Here is a 15,303-nt window from a genome sequence, read left to right on the forward strand (position 1 = left end):
AAAACATCCAGGAGACCGCATGAAACGATTCGTCCTTTCCTCGCTACTGCTCGCCGCCGCGGGCCAGGCGGCGGCCGAGAAGGCCGACGCCTATCGCCCCACCAGGATCGTGTGCCGCGCCTGCGACGCCGACAGCCTGACCGGCACCTTCACGGTGGCCGGCGGCGTCGAGCTCACCCGCGGCACCCTGAAGATCGAGGCCGACGGCGGCCGGGTCGAGGATTCGGCGCAAGGCTACCAGCGCCTGTTGCTGGAGGCGCTGCCCGGCAGGAAGGTGCGCTTCCGCCAGAAGGCCGACGGGCCGGGCGAGCGCTGGATGGAGGGCGAAGCCGACCGCGTCGAGTACGACGACCGCACCGGCATGGTCAAGCTGTTCTCGAAGGCGAAAGTGCGGCGCAGCCTGGACGGATTCCAGACCGAAGAGGCCGAGGGCGAATACATCTCCTACGACAGCCGCACCGAGGAGTTCACCCTGCGCAATACCAGCACCGGCGAAGACCGCCCGGGTGGCGGCCGCAACACCATCATCCTGCAGTCGAAGCGCCGCCCGCCGCCGGCGCCGGCGGTGGCCGGCACGGAGGCGCGATGATCCTCGAAGTCGCCACCCTCGACGTCCGCCCCGGCCAGCAGGACGCGTTCGAAGCGGCCTTCCGCCGCGCCTCGGGCATCATTGCCGGCATGCCGGGCTACGTGTCGCACCAGCTGCAGCGCTGCCTGGAACGGCCGGACCGCTACGTCCTGCTGGTGAACTGGCGGACGCTCGAGGACCATACGGTGGGTTTTCGCGGCTCGCCCGGCTACCAGGAGTGGAAGGCCCTGCTGCACCATTTCTACGATCCCTTCCCGACCGTCGAGCACTACACGACGGTGCTCCATGGAGGTGCAATATGAGGCTGGGCGCGAGGCTGGGCGCGCCAGGTCAGCGCCTGGAGGGATAGCGCTCGGTGTGCTCGGGCTTGCCGGTGACGTGCGTGATGCCGTACCACAGGTGTTCCCACCAGTGGTCGCGCGAATGCACGGTCACGAGACAGCCCTTGTCGATGCCGCCCTTGAAGAGCGGATCGGGGCACTTGTTGGTCATCAGGGCGTAGCGCTGGTTCTCGGCATTGACGAGGGCGATCGCGAGCCAGATCGACAGGCCCGCGAAGAACACCGCCATCGACCACGCGATGTGGTTCACATTGCTGGTCTCAAACAAGTCGTCCTCGTTGGGCCGGGACCCGTCGTACATCTTGAGGACTTCGCGTTCGACGTCCTTGCTCATTTGCTGGCGGCTGCCTTCTTGACGAGTGCATCCATGACCTGGGTGGTCGCCTGCATGGTTTCGGCCAGACCCTGGATCTTGTTGCTTTCGCCAACCTGGCCCGGCGACACCACGTATTTACCATCGATGACGATGGTCGGGGTGCTGCTGACCTTGTAGTTGCTCGAGATCTGCTGCAGGCGGCGCAGCTTGGTGGTCACGCCGAACGAATTCCAGGTTTCCATGAACTTGGCCTTGTCCAGGCCGTTCTTGGCCGCCCATTCGATGATCTGGTCGTCCTTCATCAGGCGCTGGCGCTGCACGTGCACGGCCTGGAACACGCGCGGATGGTATTCCTCCAGCTTGCCCATCGCTTCCAGGGTCAGGAACAGGTGCGCTTCCGGATCGGCCGGCCCCTGGAACGGCAGGTGGATGCGGCGCATGACGATGTTGTCGCCCTGCTTCTTGACCCACTGGTTCAGGGTCGGCTCGAGCGCGTTGCATGCCGGGCAGTGGTAAGCGAAGAATTCGATGACCTCGACCTTCTTGCCCGTTGCCTGCACCGGCTGCGGCGCACTCAGGGTCTGGTAGTCGACACCGTTCTTCGGGTCGGCAGGCGACGCGAACGCGGTACTGGCGACCATGGTGGCGGCGATGAGGGCAAAACGCAGAGAACGCATAGCTTTCCTTCCACAATTGATTGAGCAAACGCCGGGAGATTACCACTTTTTCGACCCTTCATTCTGAGGAAGGGCTGAATTTTGCATTTGCTTACCGAATTAACGCCGGGTGTTACGTTCCTGGCGACGAATCGAACCCCATCTTTTCACGAAGTCACTTCGGCCGCCGCTGCCGCACCGCCTCGAATGCCTCGCACAAGCGGGCGGCGCCGTCAATCGCGCGCGGCCCCGGCCGGGTCAGCAACTCGCCGTCCACGGTCAGGAGGTTCCCCCGCTTCACCGCCGTCATGCTCTTGTACGGCTCCCACAGGCGCAGGCCAGGATTGGCCGGATCGTAGCGCTTGCCCGCCATGATGGCTTCCGGATCGGCCGCCAGCACCGCCTCGATGCCGACTTCGGGCGCCACCACCTTGAGGCCGCCGAACACGTTGCGTCCGCCGCAGACGCGGATCGCATCGCTGGCGATCTGCGCGTCGTTGAGCGTGTACAGGGGCTGGTCCCAGATCTGGTAGAACACCGTGACCGGCGCCCGCCTGGCGTAGCGCGCCTCCAGCGCGGCCAGCCTGGCGCGCAGCGCTGCGGCCGTTTTCGCGGCCGCCGGCTCGGTGTCCAGCAAGCGGCCGAGGCGCTCGACGTTGTCGGCCACCTGGGCCAGGCGGCGCGGCTCGCTGTGGAAGACCGGCACGCCCAGCGACTCGATCTGGGCGATCTGGCGCGCCGTGTTCCCGGTGTGCCAGACCACGATCAGGTCGGGCTTCAGCGCCAGCACCCGCTCCATGTCGATCACGCTGTTGCTGCCGACCAGCGGGAGCGTCTTCGCCGCCTCCGGGTAGTCGCTGTAGTTCATCACCCCGACCACCTGCCTGCCGCCGCCGGCCGCGAACAGCAGCTCGGTCGCGTGCGGCGCCATCGAGATGACGCGCCGGGCCGGCTGCTGCACCGTGACGCGGCGGCCGGCATCGTCGACCACGCTTACCGCGGCCCGGGCGCCGAACGCGGCGCAGGCGAGCAGCAGCGCTGCCAGCAATCGGGGCGCGCGCATCAGAAGTCGTAGCGCAAGGACAGCTTCAGCTGGCGGCCGTCGCTCGGGTAGATGCCCGCGCGGCAGCCGAAGGCGTTGCTGTAGTACTGGCGGTCGGCCAGGTTGAGCGCGGTGACGGCCGCTTCCCAGCCGCCAACGCGATAGGCGTAGCGCGCGTCAAGGGTGGTGTAGGACGGAATCCGCGCGCCGCAGCCGTTGCTGAAGTCGCTGCCGTAGCGCTGGCTGTCCACCCGCTGGGCGCCGATGTCGGCGCTGTGGCCGCTCGCGGGCGTCCAGGCGGCACGCAGCGTGACCACGTTCTTCGGCACCAGCACCATCTCGCGGCCGGCGTTCGGGCCGCCGGTGAATTCGGCGTCCACGCGCTGCCACTTGGCGGTGAGGCGCAGCGCCTCGGTCAGCGCATGCTGTCCTTCCAGCTCGAAACCCTGGCGGCGGGTCGGATCGAGGTTGGTATTGGCGCCCCAGCCGATGGTCGGGTCATAGAAGATTTCGTCGGTCAGGCGGTGGCGGAACAGGCGCGCCGTCAGCTGGCGGGCGGCCGACCCGGCGGTCACGCCCAGCTCGAGGTCGCGCGAGATCTGCGGCGCCAGCACTTCCGGCCCGCCCCGCAGGCTGTTCTCGTCCACGTTGGCGATCCGGTAGCTGCGTCCGAGCCTGGCGAACACGGTCAGTTGCGGCAGCGGGTCGACGCTGCCTTCGAGCGACCAGGCATTGATCGACTGCCTGCGGTGCTCGTTCACGACCGGCGGGTAGGCCAGCGGGTCCGAATAGTCCTTGGTGAAGCGTTCGTGGCGGCCGCCGATGGCCAGGCGCGCATTCTGCAGCCCATACTGCGGCGCATTCCACAGGACTTCGTTGCGCAGGTAGACGGCTTTCGAATCCTGCTTGGCGTCGCCGAGCGAGAAGTCGGATGTCGTCTGGCGGTCCCAGCGCACCAGGTCGATGCCGGCGACCAGCTCGTTGCGCTTGTCGCCGATCGTCGCGGTGTGGCGCAGGCGCGGCGAGAACTGGGTCTGGCTGGCGTCATACGCCACCCGGGTGACGCCGCCGGTGTAGAAATAGTTGGCGCTGACCTCGCGCTCGCGCTGCGACAGCTCGGCCGCCAGCTCGAGGCCGCCGATGCGGTGCTCGACGAAGGCGGTGACGCGGTCGGTTTCGAGGCTGCCGAAATCGTCGGGGGTCGAAGCCTGGCGCGGATCGGCGTGGAACTGCGCCTCGGTCAGCGAACCCGGGAAGCGCGCATCCTGCTCCGAACGCTCGAAGCGCAGGCCGGCCTTGCCGGCGCCGTAGTTGTACTGGACGCCGCCGCTGGCGGTCTTCTGTTTGAACGCGCTGTTGGCGCGGTAGTTGTCGGTGCCGCGGTCGGCCACGGCCAGGTCGAAGGACAGCGGGCCGGCGCCATGGCTGAGCGAGGCGCGCAGGTCGTGGGCGTCGAAGCGGCCGGCTTCGGCGAACAGCGAACCGTGGGTGCCGCCCTGGACGCCGCGGCGCGTGATGATGTTGATCACGCCGCCGGTCGCGCCTTCGCCCCACAAGACGCTGCTGCCGCCGCGCTGGATCTCGATGCGCTCGACGGTGTCCACCGGGATGCTCGACAGGATGGCGTTGGTCAGTTCGTTCTCGTTCAGGCGCACGCCGTCGACCAGCACCACCATGTTCTGGGGGCCGTTCGCGCCGAAGCCGCGCAGGTCGAGCGCGAAGTCGGGCGACGCGTCCAGGCTCTGGCGGCCGTAGACGCCGCCGACCTTGCGGATCGCGGCATTGACGTCGGTGGCGCCGGCGCGGCGGATGTCCTCGGCGGTGATGACGGTGGCGCCGATCGGCGCGGCAGCGGTTTGCGCAGGGAAGCGTGCCCCGGTGATGACGATCGAGGGAAGGGTTTCCTGGGCCGGGGCGTGGGCGGCAAGGACGGACAAGGCGCAGGCCAGCGCGAGCGGCTTGAAGGCCGGCGCGCTGCGTGGAACGACAGCAGATTTCATGTTGGATGTTCTCGGTAATGGCACCGGCCTGCGTCCCCGCACACCGGAGTTCAACGGAAGCCGCCGCGCGCAATGCTCGCGCCGCCGCTTCCACCTGTCTGGCCGGTATCCGGGCTTGCAAGACCGACTGCTCCACCTTCCTATGCCGCCTGGGCACAGTGGTAATCGGAGCAGCCTGCCGACCGCGCCCGACAGGGCGCGGCGACGCTTGTTGACCGTTGCGGGGGCAGCACACCTCGGCGCCGGCGCGCAGCGCCTTTGCCTCGTGTTTCCCGTTTAACTGCGCATGCGGAGGGCATGCGCGGGCACCAGAACGCCGGGATTATAACCTGACAAGCTTTTCCGCATTTCGTTGCCTTTATTTGTGCTTCTATCCTAAACGCTTGGAAATTGTTCAAGCTTCTGGCTATAGTCGCCCTCATACAAAAATGATATTCATCAAGGGAGTCTTGCATGCAGATACGAGGAAGCCGACCAGGCTACCGCGCGCTTCTGGTCGCCGCAGTACTGGCGTCCGGCGCCACCCTGGCCTGGTTCGCCCGGGCCGACGCGGCGCCGCCCGCCGCCACGCCTTCGCTCGACGGCATCGCGCTGGCGGCGCCGGACGCCGCCGCCGTCGGCGTGCCCAGCAGCCCCGAGGCCTGGGGCGGCATCCGCAACGGCGACCAGCCGACCTTGTCCGACCGGGTGGTGAGCTACCGCATCGCCGCCAGCCTCGACCCGGTCAAGCACCTGGTCAGCGGCCGCCAGCAGCTCAGCTGGCGCAACCGCAGCGCGGTCCCGGTGCGCAGCATCTACGTGCACCTGTACATGAATGCCTTCGAGGGCGAAGGCAGCAGCTTCTTCACCGAGCAGCGCCGGCGCGGCGAACGCTTCCGCAGCGGCGCCGGCATGGACGACGGCGAATGGGGCCACATCGCCCTGCGCAGCGTGAGCCAGGGCGGCGCCGCCGTACCGTGGCGCTTCGTGCAGCCGGACGGGGGCCCGGCCACCGACCACACGGTGGCGCGCCTCGACCTGCCCGAGGCGGTGGCGCCGGGCGCCTCCACCACGCTCGACATGGCCTTCACCACCCAGTTGCCGCGCGTGATCGCGCGCACCGGCTACTACGGCAGCTTCCACCTGGTCGCGCAATGGTTCCCGAAGATCGCGGTGCTGGAACTGCCGGGCGAACGCGGCGCCACCGCGCCGCGCTGGAACGCGCATGAATTCCACATGGAGTCGGAGTTCTACGCCGATTTCGGCAGCTACGACGTGAGCCTGACCGTCCCGAAGGGCTATACGGTGGGCGCCACCGGCGAGCTGCAGGGCGCACCCAGCGAAAAGGACGGCATGCTGACGCACCGCTACGTGCAGCACGACGTGCACGATTTCGCCTGGACCGCGGACAAGCGCAGCGGCCGTCCGCTGGTGGAGACCTGGACCGGCCCGGGCAGCCCGACCGTTACCGTGCAGGTGCTGTATCCGGCCGAGTACGAGGCCAGCGCCAAGCCGGCCATGAAGGCGGCCAAGGATTCGCTGGCGTATTTCTCGCGCATGCTCGGCCCCTACCCCTACCGCACGCTCACCGTGGTGATTCCGCCCTACAACGCGCAGGAGGCCGGCGGCATGGAGTACCCGACCTTCATCACCGCTTCCGGCTACGCCCGGGTGCCGTCCGGATCGCTGGCCGAGTACGAGCTCGACGCCGTGACCATCCACGAGTTCGGCCATGGCTACTTCTACGGCATCCTGGCCAGCAACGAGTTCGAGGAACCGATGCTCGACGAAGGCCTGAACGCCTACTGGGAAAACCGCATGATGCGCGAGCGCCGCCAGCAGGTGTATCCGGCGCCGGCCTTCCTCAAGCGGATCGGCGTCGACCCGGGCTTCGAAGGCTTCGACTTCATGCGCCTGGCGGCCCCGCGCGACCGTCCGCTCGATGCGCCCGGCCAGAATGCCTGGCAGCGCCTGCAGGGCATCGGACCGGTGTACAGCCGCAGCGCCATCGTGATGCGCGACCTGGAGGAGCGCATCGGCAGCGAGGCGATGGAGCGCGGCTTCAAGGAATACTACCGCCGCTGGAAGTTCCGCCACCCGGGCCTGGCCGACCTGCGCGAGGCCCTGGCCGACGGCAGCGGCGAGCGCGCCGCGGTCGAACAGGTATTCGCGCAGCAGGTCTATGCGGCGATGCGCGTCGACGACAAGGTGGCCAAACTGTCGAGCGAGGAAGAGCTGCCGCTGGCCGGCACCCGCCTGGTCGACGGCAAGCGCATCGAAGCCTCGCAGGCGGAGGTGGACAAGCGCATCGCGGCGCGGCGCGCCCAGTGGAACAAGGCCAACCCGAACGCCGGCGAAGGGCGCGGCCCCTTCCCCTGGCGCACCGAGGTGACCGTGCGCCGCGACGGCGCGGCCGTGCCGCAGACCCTGGTGGTGCGCTTTGCCGACGGCAGCAGCGAGACCGTCGAGTGGCGCGCCGCCTCGCCCGACGAAAAATGGCGCACGTTCAGCTGGGTCAAGCCGGCCCGCGCCGTGTCGGCCGAACTGGACCCGCGCCGCAGCCATTACCTCGACGTGAACAAGCTCGACGACAGCCGCAGCATCACCCCGGACCGTAGCGCCTCGACCCGCTGGACCAGCGACGCGGCGGCCCTTTTCCAACTCATCCTGTCCCTGATCGCCACCGTATGACGACCACGACCGCCATTTCCGATCCTTTCGCGCCGCAGTCCCCGCAGCTTGCCGGGCCGCCCGGCCGCGCCGGTGTAATGCAGGCGATCCGCCCTGCCCTGCAATGGCGCCTGATGCTGCTCTGGCTGCTGGCACTGCTGCTGCCGACCCTGGTCGCCGCGCTGCCGCTCTGGACCATGCTGGGCGCGGCCTTCGACCGCACGGTGGGCGCGCCGGCGCTGGCCAGGCGCCTCGACCTGGTGGCCATCGCCGACGTGGTCGGCCTGCACGGCCAGCATGCTTCCGCCCTGAGCGCCGGCGGCCTGGTTGCGCTCGCGATGACCCTGCTGCTGTCGCCGCTCCTGACCGGCGCCGCCATCACCGCCGCGCGCGCACCGGCGCCGCTCGGCTTTGCCGCGCTGGCCGCCGGCGGCGTGCGCGAATACGGGCGCCTGCTGCGCATGCTGGTGTGGGCGCTGGTGCCGCTCGGCGTGGCCGGGGTCCTTGGCGGGATGGTGGCCACGCTCGCCGAGCAGCCCGGCGCCGTGCTCGAATCCTCGGTGGAGCGCGCGGCGCTTGCCGCGGCGCTGGTCGCCGGCCTGCTCGTGCTGCTGGCCCATGCGACGCTCGACGCCGGGCGCGCCGTGCTGGCGCTGGACCGCCGCCGCAGCTCGGCGGTGCTGGCCTGGGCGGACGGCCTGGGATTGCTGGCGCGCCGCCCCCTTGCCGGCTTCGGCCTGTACTTCGGGATCAGCGCCCTCGGGCTGGGACTGGCCGGCGCGCTGGCGGTGGCGCGGCTGAACGTTCCCGCCCTGGGCGCGGGCAGCTTCCTCGGCGGGCTGCTGCTGACCCAGCTGGCGGTGCTGGCGCTGGCCTGGATGCGCTGCGCGCGTCTGTTCGCGCTGATGGCGCTGGCTTCCGGTGCGGCGCTTCGTCGGGCGGGCTGAAGCGCCGCCCGTCCGACGGCTAGCGCTCAGGTGCCGCGCTTGCCGCGCATCGCCTCTTCGGCCTTCTGCGCCGCCTTCTCTTCGGCGATGCGCGCCTTCTCCGCCATCTCTGCGGCATGGCGCGCCAGCGCGGCGGCGCGGGTGTCCGGCGTCTCGAGGCTGATCCGCCCCAGCGCGCCGGTGCGGTAGTCGTGCAGCAGCACGTGGGCGGCCTTCTCGTAGTCGAACTCGCCGCCGCGCACGCGGAAGCCGCGGCGCTGGGCCACGTGCTCGATCACGGCGATGCCGTCCAGGCCCTCGGTCTTGAAGCCGTAGCGCGCCGTGAGCAACTGCGGATAACGCTCGAGCAGCAGGTTGCCCAGGAATTCGGCCACCTCTTCTTCGATCAGCGCGTTCGAGCCCACCGCATGGCTCGCCGCCAGCATCAGGCCGTCGCTGGCCATGGCGATTTTCGGCCACAGCATGCCCGGGGTGTCGACCAGCACGATGTGCTTGCCGAGGTAGAGCTTCTGCTGGGTCTTGGTGACGGCCGGTTCGTCGCCCACCTTGGCCACCCGCTTCTTGAGCAGGGCGTTCATCAGGGTCGACTTGCCGACGTTCGGGATGCCCATGATCATGATGCGCAGCGGCTTGGTCGGCACGCCGCGGTGCGGCGCCAGCGACTGGCAGATGTCCGGGATGCGCGCGACGTCGGCCGGCTTCTTGGTCGTCATCGGATAGGCGGTCACGCCTTCCTGGGCATCATAGAAGGCCTTCCAGGCCGCGGTGGCCACCGGGTCGGCCAGGTCGGTCTTGTTCAGGATCTTGAGGCAAGGACGCTGGCGGAACTTGCGCAGTTGCTCCACCAGCGGGTTGCAGCTCGCCTCGGGCAGGCGGGCGTCGAGCACTTCGATCACCAGGTCGGTGTTCTCCATCTGCTCGGCGGCTTCCTTCTTGGCCGCATTCATGTGCCCCGGGAACCATTGTATCGACATCGTATGCTTTCTCAATCTTCAATCAGGCCGCTATTTTACGCTGGACGCTGCCTGGAGAAGAAACAGACGGAGCGCAAGTACCGGGCTGTTGATCCTCTGCAACGCATTCGCCGTGCATCGGCGCACACTGGGGTTTTCGCCCGCCGGGCCCGCACTGGAGAATCGCCATGCAAGCACCACCAAAGTCTTCGCTCGCGCGCTGGGTCGCGTTCGGCATGCTGTGCGCGATGGTCGGCGTCGCCTGCCTGGTCGAACGCTTTCCGCTGCTGCAGGGCTGAGTTCGCCCCGATTTTGGCCTGATTCTGGCCTGGGTTCGACCCGATCCGGCCGGATTCCGGCGACCGGCGCCGGGCCGCTTACTGCGCGGCCGGCGCGCAGTCGCCCGGCGGCAGCGGCTGGCCCGGATCGAAGGCGGCCAGCTGTTCGCGCGCGGCCTTGCGGTCCTTCGCATATTCGTCCAGGTAGCGCGAGCGCTCCTCGCTCTCCCACTCCGCGTCCGACACCCCTTTCATGCTGCGGGTGCGGCTGGCGAACACCGGCCCCGCGAGGCGCGGCACCAGCAGGCGGTCCGGGTCGACGTTCTCGCGCAGCAGGTAGCCGTCCACGTCGCGCAAGCGCAAGGGCAGCGCCGGCCGCTCGTCCGTCATCAGCTTGCCGAACACGGTCAGCTTCACTTCGCGCGCGCCGGCCCCGAGCAGCTCGTTGAAGTTAGCCAGCGCGAAAGGCCGCCCGCGCGCATCGTCGACCCGGCCGGTCACGACGTAGCGGCCGGGCTGGCGCACGTCCAGGCCCAGGTAAAAGCTCAGCGAGCCGTTCTCGACCGCTTCGCGCACCTGGCCGGTCCAGCTGGCCGGCAGCACCGGCGTATAGATCACGTCGAACAGGGCCAAGCCCTTGCGTCCGCCGGCGCTGTAGCGCACTTCGGTGCGGATGGTGCCGTGGAAACCCGCCAGGCCGGTCTGGCCCGGCGCCAGGATGCCGGCGAAGGCATTGTCGTTTGCCACCGGATCGGCGCCGCTGCCATCGTCCGCGAAAGACAGCGCCACCTGGGGCGTCGGGCGGCTGTTCCCATAGGTCATGCCCTGCGCCACCGCGCGCGTGATCACGAGCGGCACGCTTGCTCCTTGCGCGTTCACCGCGCGCAGCGAGAACGCGGCGGCTTCGCCGGCGGCCAGGTACACATGCGACTGCGAGGTCTGCAGGAAGACATTGGCGTCGCTGCCGCCGCCCTCGAGCCGCATCGGGTTCATCTCGGCGATCGGCTGGTTCGGCTGCAGCTGGTCCGGGTTCTGCGCGGCGGGGCGCGACTCGTTCGGGTACTTGCTGCCTTCGCGGTAGCTGCAATAGGTGTGGTCGGCGAGCTGGACCTGTTCCAGCAGCTGGCGGCGCCGCTCGGCGCGCTCACCGGGGACCGGCGGGGCGCCGGCGGCGGCCACCTGACCGAAGAACTGCGGACCGGACGGCGGCGGGCTCGACGCCGCCTGGGGCGGCGGCGCGGGCTCGCCGCGGCCGAGCCACAGGCCGAGCGCGACGGCGAGCGCCACCGCGACCGCCACGCCCGGCCCGATCAGTGCACGGTGCGGCCTAGAGGGCACTGTTCACCACGGCGCTGCGCACGACGCCCACGATCCCGCCCCAGTTGCCGTTGGCGTAGTGGTTGTAGGCTTCGCTGTCGTCACGGAAGACCACCGAGTGGTAGCTCCACTTGGCGCTGCCGCCCTCGTTGGCCGCGGTGCCGAGGGTCAGGTCGTTGCAGAACCAGTCGCTCGGGTTGCAGTAGGAGCCGCCGGCACTGCCGGCCACGCCGCCGGTGCTGTGATAGGCGACGGCCTCGTCGTCCTGGCCCGGCAGGATGCCCGAATAGGCGGTGCCCTTGGCGGCCGCGTACATGTAGAACCAGACGTTGCGGGTGGTGTTGTGGTTGTACATGGCGCGCGCGGTGGTGGTCTTGAGGTCCTGCACCAGCGGTTCCGAGGTGGTCCAGGAGCCGGCGTCCGACAGCTCCGAGCCGCCGCCCGCGCCGGAGGCGGCGCGCACCCACTTGATGTTCCAGCCGGTCTGCGAGCTGCCGTCGCTGTTGCCGCATACGCCGCTGCTGTTCGGGCTGGCGTTCTTCTTGACGCGCGCCGAGCCGCCGTAGTTGGCCATCGTGTAGCCCATCATCAGGTCGCCGGCGCTGTGGGTGACGACGTAGCACCAGTTGCTGCCGGTGCAGAAGCAGTCCAGCGCATTGCGCACGTAGCCGCTCTGCGAGGCGATGCTGCTGCGGCCGTCCCAATTGACGGCTTTCTTGTTGACGCCGGCCGCGGTGGTCGACGGGCCCCAGTAGGTGAAATCGTTGTAGTTGCCGATCGCGCCGCCGCCGGTGCGACCGTTGATCCAGAGGGTGTAATTCGCGGCGGACGCCCAGCTCGTCACCAACATCAGGCAAAGCGCGCACAACATGCGTATTTGTCTCACTGTCTTCTCCTTTATGGTTTTGTTGGCCGCAGTTTGTCGCCAGACTACGGCTGAGATCGACAGTACGCCCGACATACAGACGTGTCAATTTGCACGATTGGCAGTGTTGTGAAGCCGTCCGGCATCGCATTTTTTAATTGGAGATTGTGCATGCGCAAGGGCAATGCCGGCGGCATTGCCCCAGGTTTGCCGGGCGACATGGAAGGCTACTGCGCGCTGCTCACCACCGCATTGCGCACGACGCCCACGACCCCGCCCCAGTTACCCTTGGTGTAGTGGTTGTAGTCTTCGCCGTCGTCGCGGAACAGCACCGAGTGATAGCTCCACTTGGCGCTGCCGCCCTGGTTGTCGGCGGTGCCGAGGGTGAGGTCGTTGCAGAACCAGTCGCCCGGGTTGCACAGGGAGCGGCCCGCACTGCCGGCCACCCCGCCGCTGCTGTGGTAGGCGACGACCTCGTCGTCCTGGCCGGGCAGCAGGCCCGAGTACAGCGTGCCCCTGGCGCCGGCGTACATGTAGAACCAGATGTTGCGCGTCGCGTTGTGGTTGTACATGGCGCGCGCGGTGGTGGTCCGCAGGTCCTGCACCAGCGGCTCGGAGGTGGTCCAGGAGCCGGCGTCGGACAGTTCGGAGCCGCCCGCGGCGCCGGCCGCGGCGCGCACCCAGCGGATGTTCCAGCCGATCTGGGTGCCGCCGTCGCCGTTACCGCACACGCCGCTCGCGTTAGGGCTGGCGTTCTTCCTGAAGCGGGTCGAGCCGCCGTAGTTGGCAAGCAGGTAGCCCATCATCAGGTCGCCGGCGCTGTAGGTGACCACGTAGCACCAGTTGCCACCGGTGCAGAAGCAGTCGAGCGCGTCGCGCACCTTGCCGCTCTGGGAAGCGATGCTGCTGCGGCCGTCCCAGTTGACGGCCTTCTTGTTGATGCCGGCCGGGGTCGAGGCCGGTCCCCAGTAGCTGAAGTCGTCGTAGTTCCCGACGGCGCCGACGGCGCCGCCGGCCCGGCCGTTGATCCAGAGGGTGTAGTTGGTGGCGCCTGCCAGGCCCGATGCGAAGGTAAATGCCAGAAACAGGAACAGCGCGCAGAAGGTACGGATCGGTCTCACTTTTCTTCTCCTTGTCGTTTGCTCCGCGCATGAGGTGGCGAAGCCGTGAAGGATTAGATGTGCAGACCGCGCAGGACGTTCCGCGCCGAGCTTGCCGATGCCCTGCGCGGGCAGCCGCGCACGCTAGTCGAGTTCGGCGAGCGCCCTCAGGTGCGCCACCACGCTGCGGCCCAGCGCCGACAGCGCGTAGCCGCCCTCGAGGCAGCTGACGATGCGCCCCTTGGCATACTGTTTCGCCACCGCCATCATCTGGCGCGTGATCCAGGCGTAGTCCGCCTCCACCAGCCCGATGCCGCCCATGTCGTCTTCGCGGTGGCCGTCGAAGCCGGCCGAGATGAAGATCATCTGCGGCTTGTGCGCATGCAGGGCCGGCAGCCAGAGTTCGTTGACCAGCTTGCGCACCGCTTCGCCGTCGCACAGGGCCGGCACCGGCACGTTGACGCTGGTGGCCGTGTATGGTTCCGGGTCGCAGTAGGGATAGAACGGGTGCTGGAACAGGCTCACCATCAGCACCCGCGGGTCGTCGCGGAAGGCCGCGGCCGTGCCGTTCCCGTGGTGGACGTCGAAGTCGACGATGGCCACGCGCTCCAGCCCGTGCACCTCCATCGCGTGGCGCGCCGCGATCGCGACGTTATTGAAGAAGCAAAAACCCATCGGCTCGGTCGGGGTTGCATGGTGTCCCGGCGGGCGGACCGAGCAGAAGGCGTTGTCGATGTCGCCGGCGATCACGGCATCGGTCGCCGCCACCGCCGCGCCCGCCGCGCGCAGCGCCGCCCGGTAGCTGTGGTGGCACAGGATGGTGTCGCCGTCGAGCGGATAGTAGTCGCCCTCGGCCGGCACCTGGTCGCGCACCAGCGCCACCGCGCCCGGCGTATGGTTGCGCAGGACGTCTTCGAGGTCGGCCAGCGGCGCGCTGCGCTGCTCGAACAGGCCGTCCAGGCGCGCCAGGATCAGCTGGTCGTCGATCGCCTGCAGCCGCGCCGGCGCTTCGGGGTGCCAGTCGCCCATCTCGTGCCGCAGACAGTCGGGGTGGCTGTAGATTGCTGTGCTCATCGTGCTCGTCGCGTTGGTCGTTTGCCGCTTGGTTCGTGCCAGCTCATCCATAGCACACCTTTGCGGCCGTTCTCGCATAGAATCGGTGCACGGGCTTGTTGCCGATGGAGTATAAAGCTTGCCAATGGCGCTAATCTACCATGCGGGGAGCCGGCACGCTGCCCCGTCCTGCTCGCCCTGTCAGGCTTGACAGCCTGTTTGCCGGCTTTATTTGCAAACGCAGCACCGCTTCGAACGAATCACCGGAACCCAACCATGTTCAATCAACTGCATGCCGCCGCGCGCCAGGTCAGCCAGGTCGTGGTCGGCAAGGACCAGCAGGTCCGCCTGGCCCTGACCTGCCTGCTGGCGGGCGGCCACCTGCTGCTCGAAGACCTGCCCGGCGTCGGCAAGACCACGCTGGCGCACGCGCTGGCGATCTCGCTCGGCCTGAAGTTCAACCGGGTCCAGTTCACCAGCGACCTGCTGCCGGCCGACGTGGCCGGCATCTCGGTCTACGAACGCGACAGCGGCGGCTTCGTGTTCCACCCCGGCCCGATCTTCACCCAGGTGCTGCTGGCCGACGAGATCAACCGCGCCACGCCCAAGACCCAGTCCGGCCTGCTCGAGGCCATGGAAGAGCGCCAGGTCAGCGCCGACGGCGTCACCCGTCCCCTGCCCGAACCCTTCTTCGTGATCGCCACCCAGAACCCGGCCAACCAGGTCGGCACCTTCCCGCTGCCCGAGTCGCAGCTCGACCGCTTCCTGATGTGCCTCTCGCTGGGCTACCCGGACGCCGCCGCCGAGCGCGCCCTCCTGATGGGCGAGGACCGCCGCGCCATGCTGCGGGCCCTGGAGCCGGCGATGCAGCCGGCGCAGCTGGCCCAGGCCCAACGCGCGCTGAAGGAAATCCATGCCTCGGCGGCGCTGGTCACCTACGTGCAGGCGCTGGCCCAGGCGTCGCGCCAGAACGGCCTGTTCGCCGAAGGCCTGTCGCCGCGCGCCGCGATCGCGCTGCTGCAGGCCGGGCGCGCCTGGGCCGCGCTCGAGGGGCGCGACCACGTGATCCCCGAGGACATCCAGGCAGTGCTGGTGCCGGTCTGCGCGCACCGCCTGCGGCCGCTCAAGGCGGCCCAGGGCATGGCCCTGGCCAGCCGCGACCTCGTGCTGCAACTGCAGAAATCGGTTCCGGTGTAA

14 protein-coding genes and 1 riboswitch are annotated in these 15,303 nt (G+C 68.8%); of the genes, 5 read left to right on the top strand and 9 right to left on the bottom strand.

From position 1 onward, the window contains the following. The first annotated feature begins 19 nt into the window (after nt 1-19). Complete coding sequence (gene lptA / locus AB3347_RS17095; protein WP_369092988.1) at nt 20-589, top strand: lipopolysaccharide transport periplasmic protein LptA; 570 nt, start codon at nt 20-22, stop codon at nt 587-589. Further along, the gene (locus AB3347_RS17100) at nt 586-891 is read left to right on the top strand and encodes an antibiotic biosynthesis monooxygenase (protein ID WP_369092989.1); all 306 of its coding nucleotides are present in this window, start codon (nt 586-588) and stop codon (nt 889-891) included. Before lptA ends, AB3347_RS17100 begins: the two co-directional genes overlap by 4 nt. Before the next feature lie 28 nt (nt 892-919). Here the strand turns inward: AB3347_RS17100 and AB3347_RS17105 are convergent, their stop codons facing one another. From AB3347_RS17105 to AB3347_RS17120, 4 genes are all read right to left on the bottom strand, one after another. After that, nucleotides 920-1,264: a hypothetical protein gene (locus tag AB3347_RS17105; RefSeq protein WP_369092990.1), complete on the bottom strand. Its 345-nt coding sequence runs from the start codon at nt 1,262-1,264 to the stop codon at nt 920-922. Continuing rightward, the gene (locus AB3347_RS17110; protein WP_369092991.1) at nt 1,261-1,923 is read right to left on the bottom strand and encodes a thiol:disulfide interchange protein DsbA/DsbL; all 663 of its coding nucleotides are present in this window, start codon (nt 1,921-1,923) and stop codon (nt 1,261-1,263) included. Before AB3347_RS17110 ends, AB3347_RS17105 begins: the two co-directional genes overlap by 4 nt. 154 nt (nt 1,924-2,077) lie before the next feature. Continuing rightward, the gene (locus AB3347_RS17115) at nt 2,078-2,965 is read right to left on the bottom strand and encodes a cobalamin-binding protein (RefSeq protein WP_369092992.1); all 888 of its coding nucleotides are present in this window, start codon (nt 2,963-2,965) and stop codon (nt 2,078-2,080) included. Further along, a complete protein-coding gene (locus tag AB3347_RS17120) occupies nt 2,965-4,944 on the bottom strand; it encodes a TonB-dependent receptor (RefSeq protein ID WP_369092993.1) in 1,980 nt (659 codons plus the stop codon). Before AB3347_RS17120 ends, AB3347_RS17115 begins: the two co-directional genes overlap by 1 nt. Nucleotides 4,945-5,026: 82 nt before the next feature. Next, nucleotides 5,027-5,272: riboswitch (cobalamin riboswitch) on the bottom strand. 125 nt (nt 5,273-5,397) lie between these two features. Here AB3347_RS17120 and AB3347_RS17125 point away from each other — a divergent pair. Together AB3347_RS17125 and AB3347_RS17130 are read left to right on the top strand one after the other, a co-directional pair. Continuing rightward, a complete protein-coding gene (locus tag AB3347_RS17125) occupies nt 5,398-7,614 on the top strand; it encodes a M1 family metallopeptidase (protein ID WP_369092994.1) in 2,217 nt (738 codons plus the stop codon). Continuing rightward, nucleotides 7,611-8,540 (top strand): hypothetical protein, encoded by a 930-nt coding sequence (locus AB3347_RS17130; protein WP_369092995.1) that lies wholly within the window; start codon nt 7,611-7,613, stop codon nt 8,538-8,540. The genes AB3347_RS17125 and AB3347_RS17130 overlap by 4 nt, the downstream gene beginning before the upstream one ends. A gap of 26 nt (nt 8,541-8,566) precedes the next feature. Here AB3347_RS17130 and ylqF read toward each other — a convergent pair whose 3' ends face one another. From ylqF to AB3347_RS17155, 5 genes are all read right to left on the bottom strand, one after another. Continuing rightward, nucleotides 8,567-9,514 (bottom strand): ribosome biogenesis GTPase YlqF, encoded by a 948-nt coding sequence (gene ylqF / locus AB3347_RS17135; protein WP_369092996.1) that lies wholly within the window; start codon nt 9,512-9,514, stop codon nt 8,567-8,569. Between the two features lie 356 nt (nt 9,515-9,870). Beyond that, entirely contained in the window at nt 9,871-11,109 is a 1,239-nt protein-coding gene (locus AB3347_RS17140) for a hypothetical protein (RefSeq protein ID WP_369092997.1), read from the bottom strand. Beyond that, complete coding sequence (locus AB3347_RS17145) at nt 11,099-11,974, bottom strand: hypothetical protein (RefSeq protein ID WP_369092998.1); 876 nt, start codon at nt 11,972-11,974, stop codon at nt 11,099-11,101. The genes AB3347_RS17140 and AB3347_RS17145 overlap by 11 nt, the downstream gene beginning before the upstream one ends. Before the next feature lie 206 nt (nt 11,975-12,180). Continuing rightward, nucleotides 12,181-13,074 carry a hypothetical protein gene (locus tag AB3347_RS17150; RefSeq protein WP_369092999.1) on the bottom strand — a complete coding sequence of 298 codons (894 nt, stop codon included), beginning with the start codon at nt 13,072-13,074 and terminating at the stop codon, nt 12,181-12,183. A 123-nt stretch (nt 13,075-13,197) separates the two neighbouring features. Beyond that, nucleotides 13,198-14,127 carry a histone deacetylase family protein gene (locus AB3347_RS17155; protein ID WP_369093000.1) on the bottom strand — a complete coding sequence of 310 codons (930 nt, stop codon included), beginning with the start codon at nt 14,125-14,127 and terminating at the stop codon, nt 13,198-13,200. A gap of 255 nt (nt 14,128-14,382) precedes the next feature. Here AB3347_RS17155 and AB3347_RS17160 point away from each other — a divergent pair, with 255 nt between their 5' ends. After that, nucleotides 14,383-15,303 (top strand): AAA family ATPase, encoded by a 921-nt coding sequence (locus AB3347_RS17160; RefSeq protein ID WP_369093001.1) that lies wholly within the window; start codon nt 14,383-14,385, stop codon nt 15,301-15,303.

Origin of the sequence: Massilia sp. X63, assembly GCF_041023745.1 — a bacterium.
In the GTDB taxonomy this organism is placed as follows: Bacteria; Pseudomonadota; Gammaproteobacteria; order Burkholderiales; family Burkholderiaceae_D; genus Telluria.

Coding starts and splice junctions, on each gene's coding strand:
- AB3347_RS17120 (WP_369092993.1), bottom strand. CDS start 4,944: ATGAAATCTGCTGTCGTTCCACGCAGCGCGCCGGCCTTCAAGCCGCTC.
- AB3347_RS17155 (WP_369093000.1), bottom strand. CDS start 14,127: ATGAGCACAGCAATCTACAGCCACCCCGACTGTCTGCGGCACGAGATG.
- AB3347_RS17110 (WP_369092991.1), bottom strand. CDS start 1,923: ATGCGTTCTCTGCGTTTTGCCCTCATCGCCGCCACCATGGTCGCCAGT.
- AB3347_RS17160 (WP_369093001.1), top strand. CDS start 14,383: ATGTTCAATCAACTGCATGCCGCCGCGCGCCAGGTCAGCCAGGTCGTG.
- AB3347_RS17130 (WP_369092995.1), top strand. CDS start 7,611: ATGACGACCACGACCGCCATTTCCGATCCTTTCGCGCCGCAGTCCCCG.
- lptA (WP_369092988.1), top strand. CDS start 20: ATGAAACGATTCGTCCTTTCCTCGCTACTGCTCGCCGCCGCGGGCCAG.
- AB3347_RS17100 (WP_369092989.1), top strand. CDS start 586: ATGATCCTCGAAGTCGCCACCCTCGACGTCCGCCCCGGCCAGCAGGAC.
- ylqF (WP_369092996.1), bottom strand. CDS start 9,514: ATGTCGATACAATGGTTCCCGGGGCACATGAATGCGGCCAAGAAGGAA.
- AB3347_RS17105 (WP_369092990.1), bottom strand. CDS start 1,264: ATGAGCAAGGACGTCGAACGCGAAGTCCTCAAGATGTACGACGGGTCC.
- AB3347_RS17125 (WP_369092994.1), top strand. CDS start 5,398: ATGCAGATACGAGGAAGCCGACCAGGCTACCGCGCGCTTCTGGTCGCC.
- AB3347_RS17115 (WP_369092992.1), bottom strand. CDS start 2,965: ATGCGCGCGCCCCGATTGCTGGCAGCGCTGCTGCTCGCCTGCGCCGCG.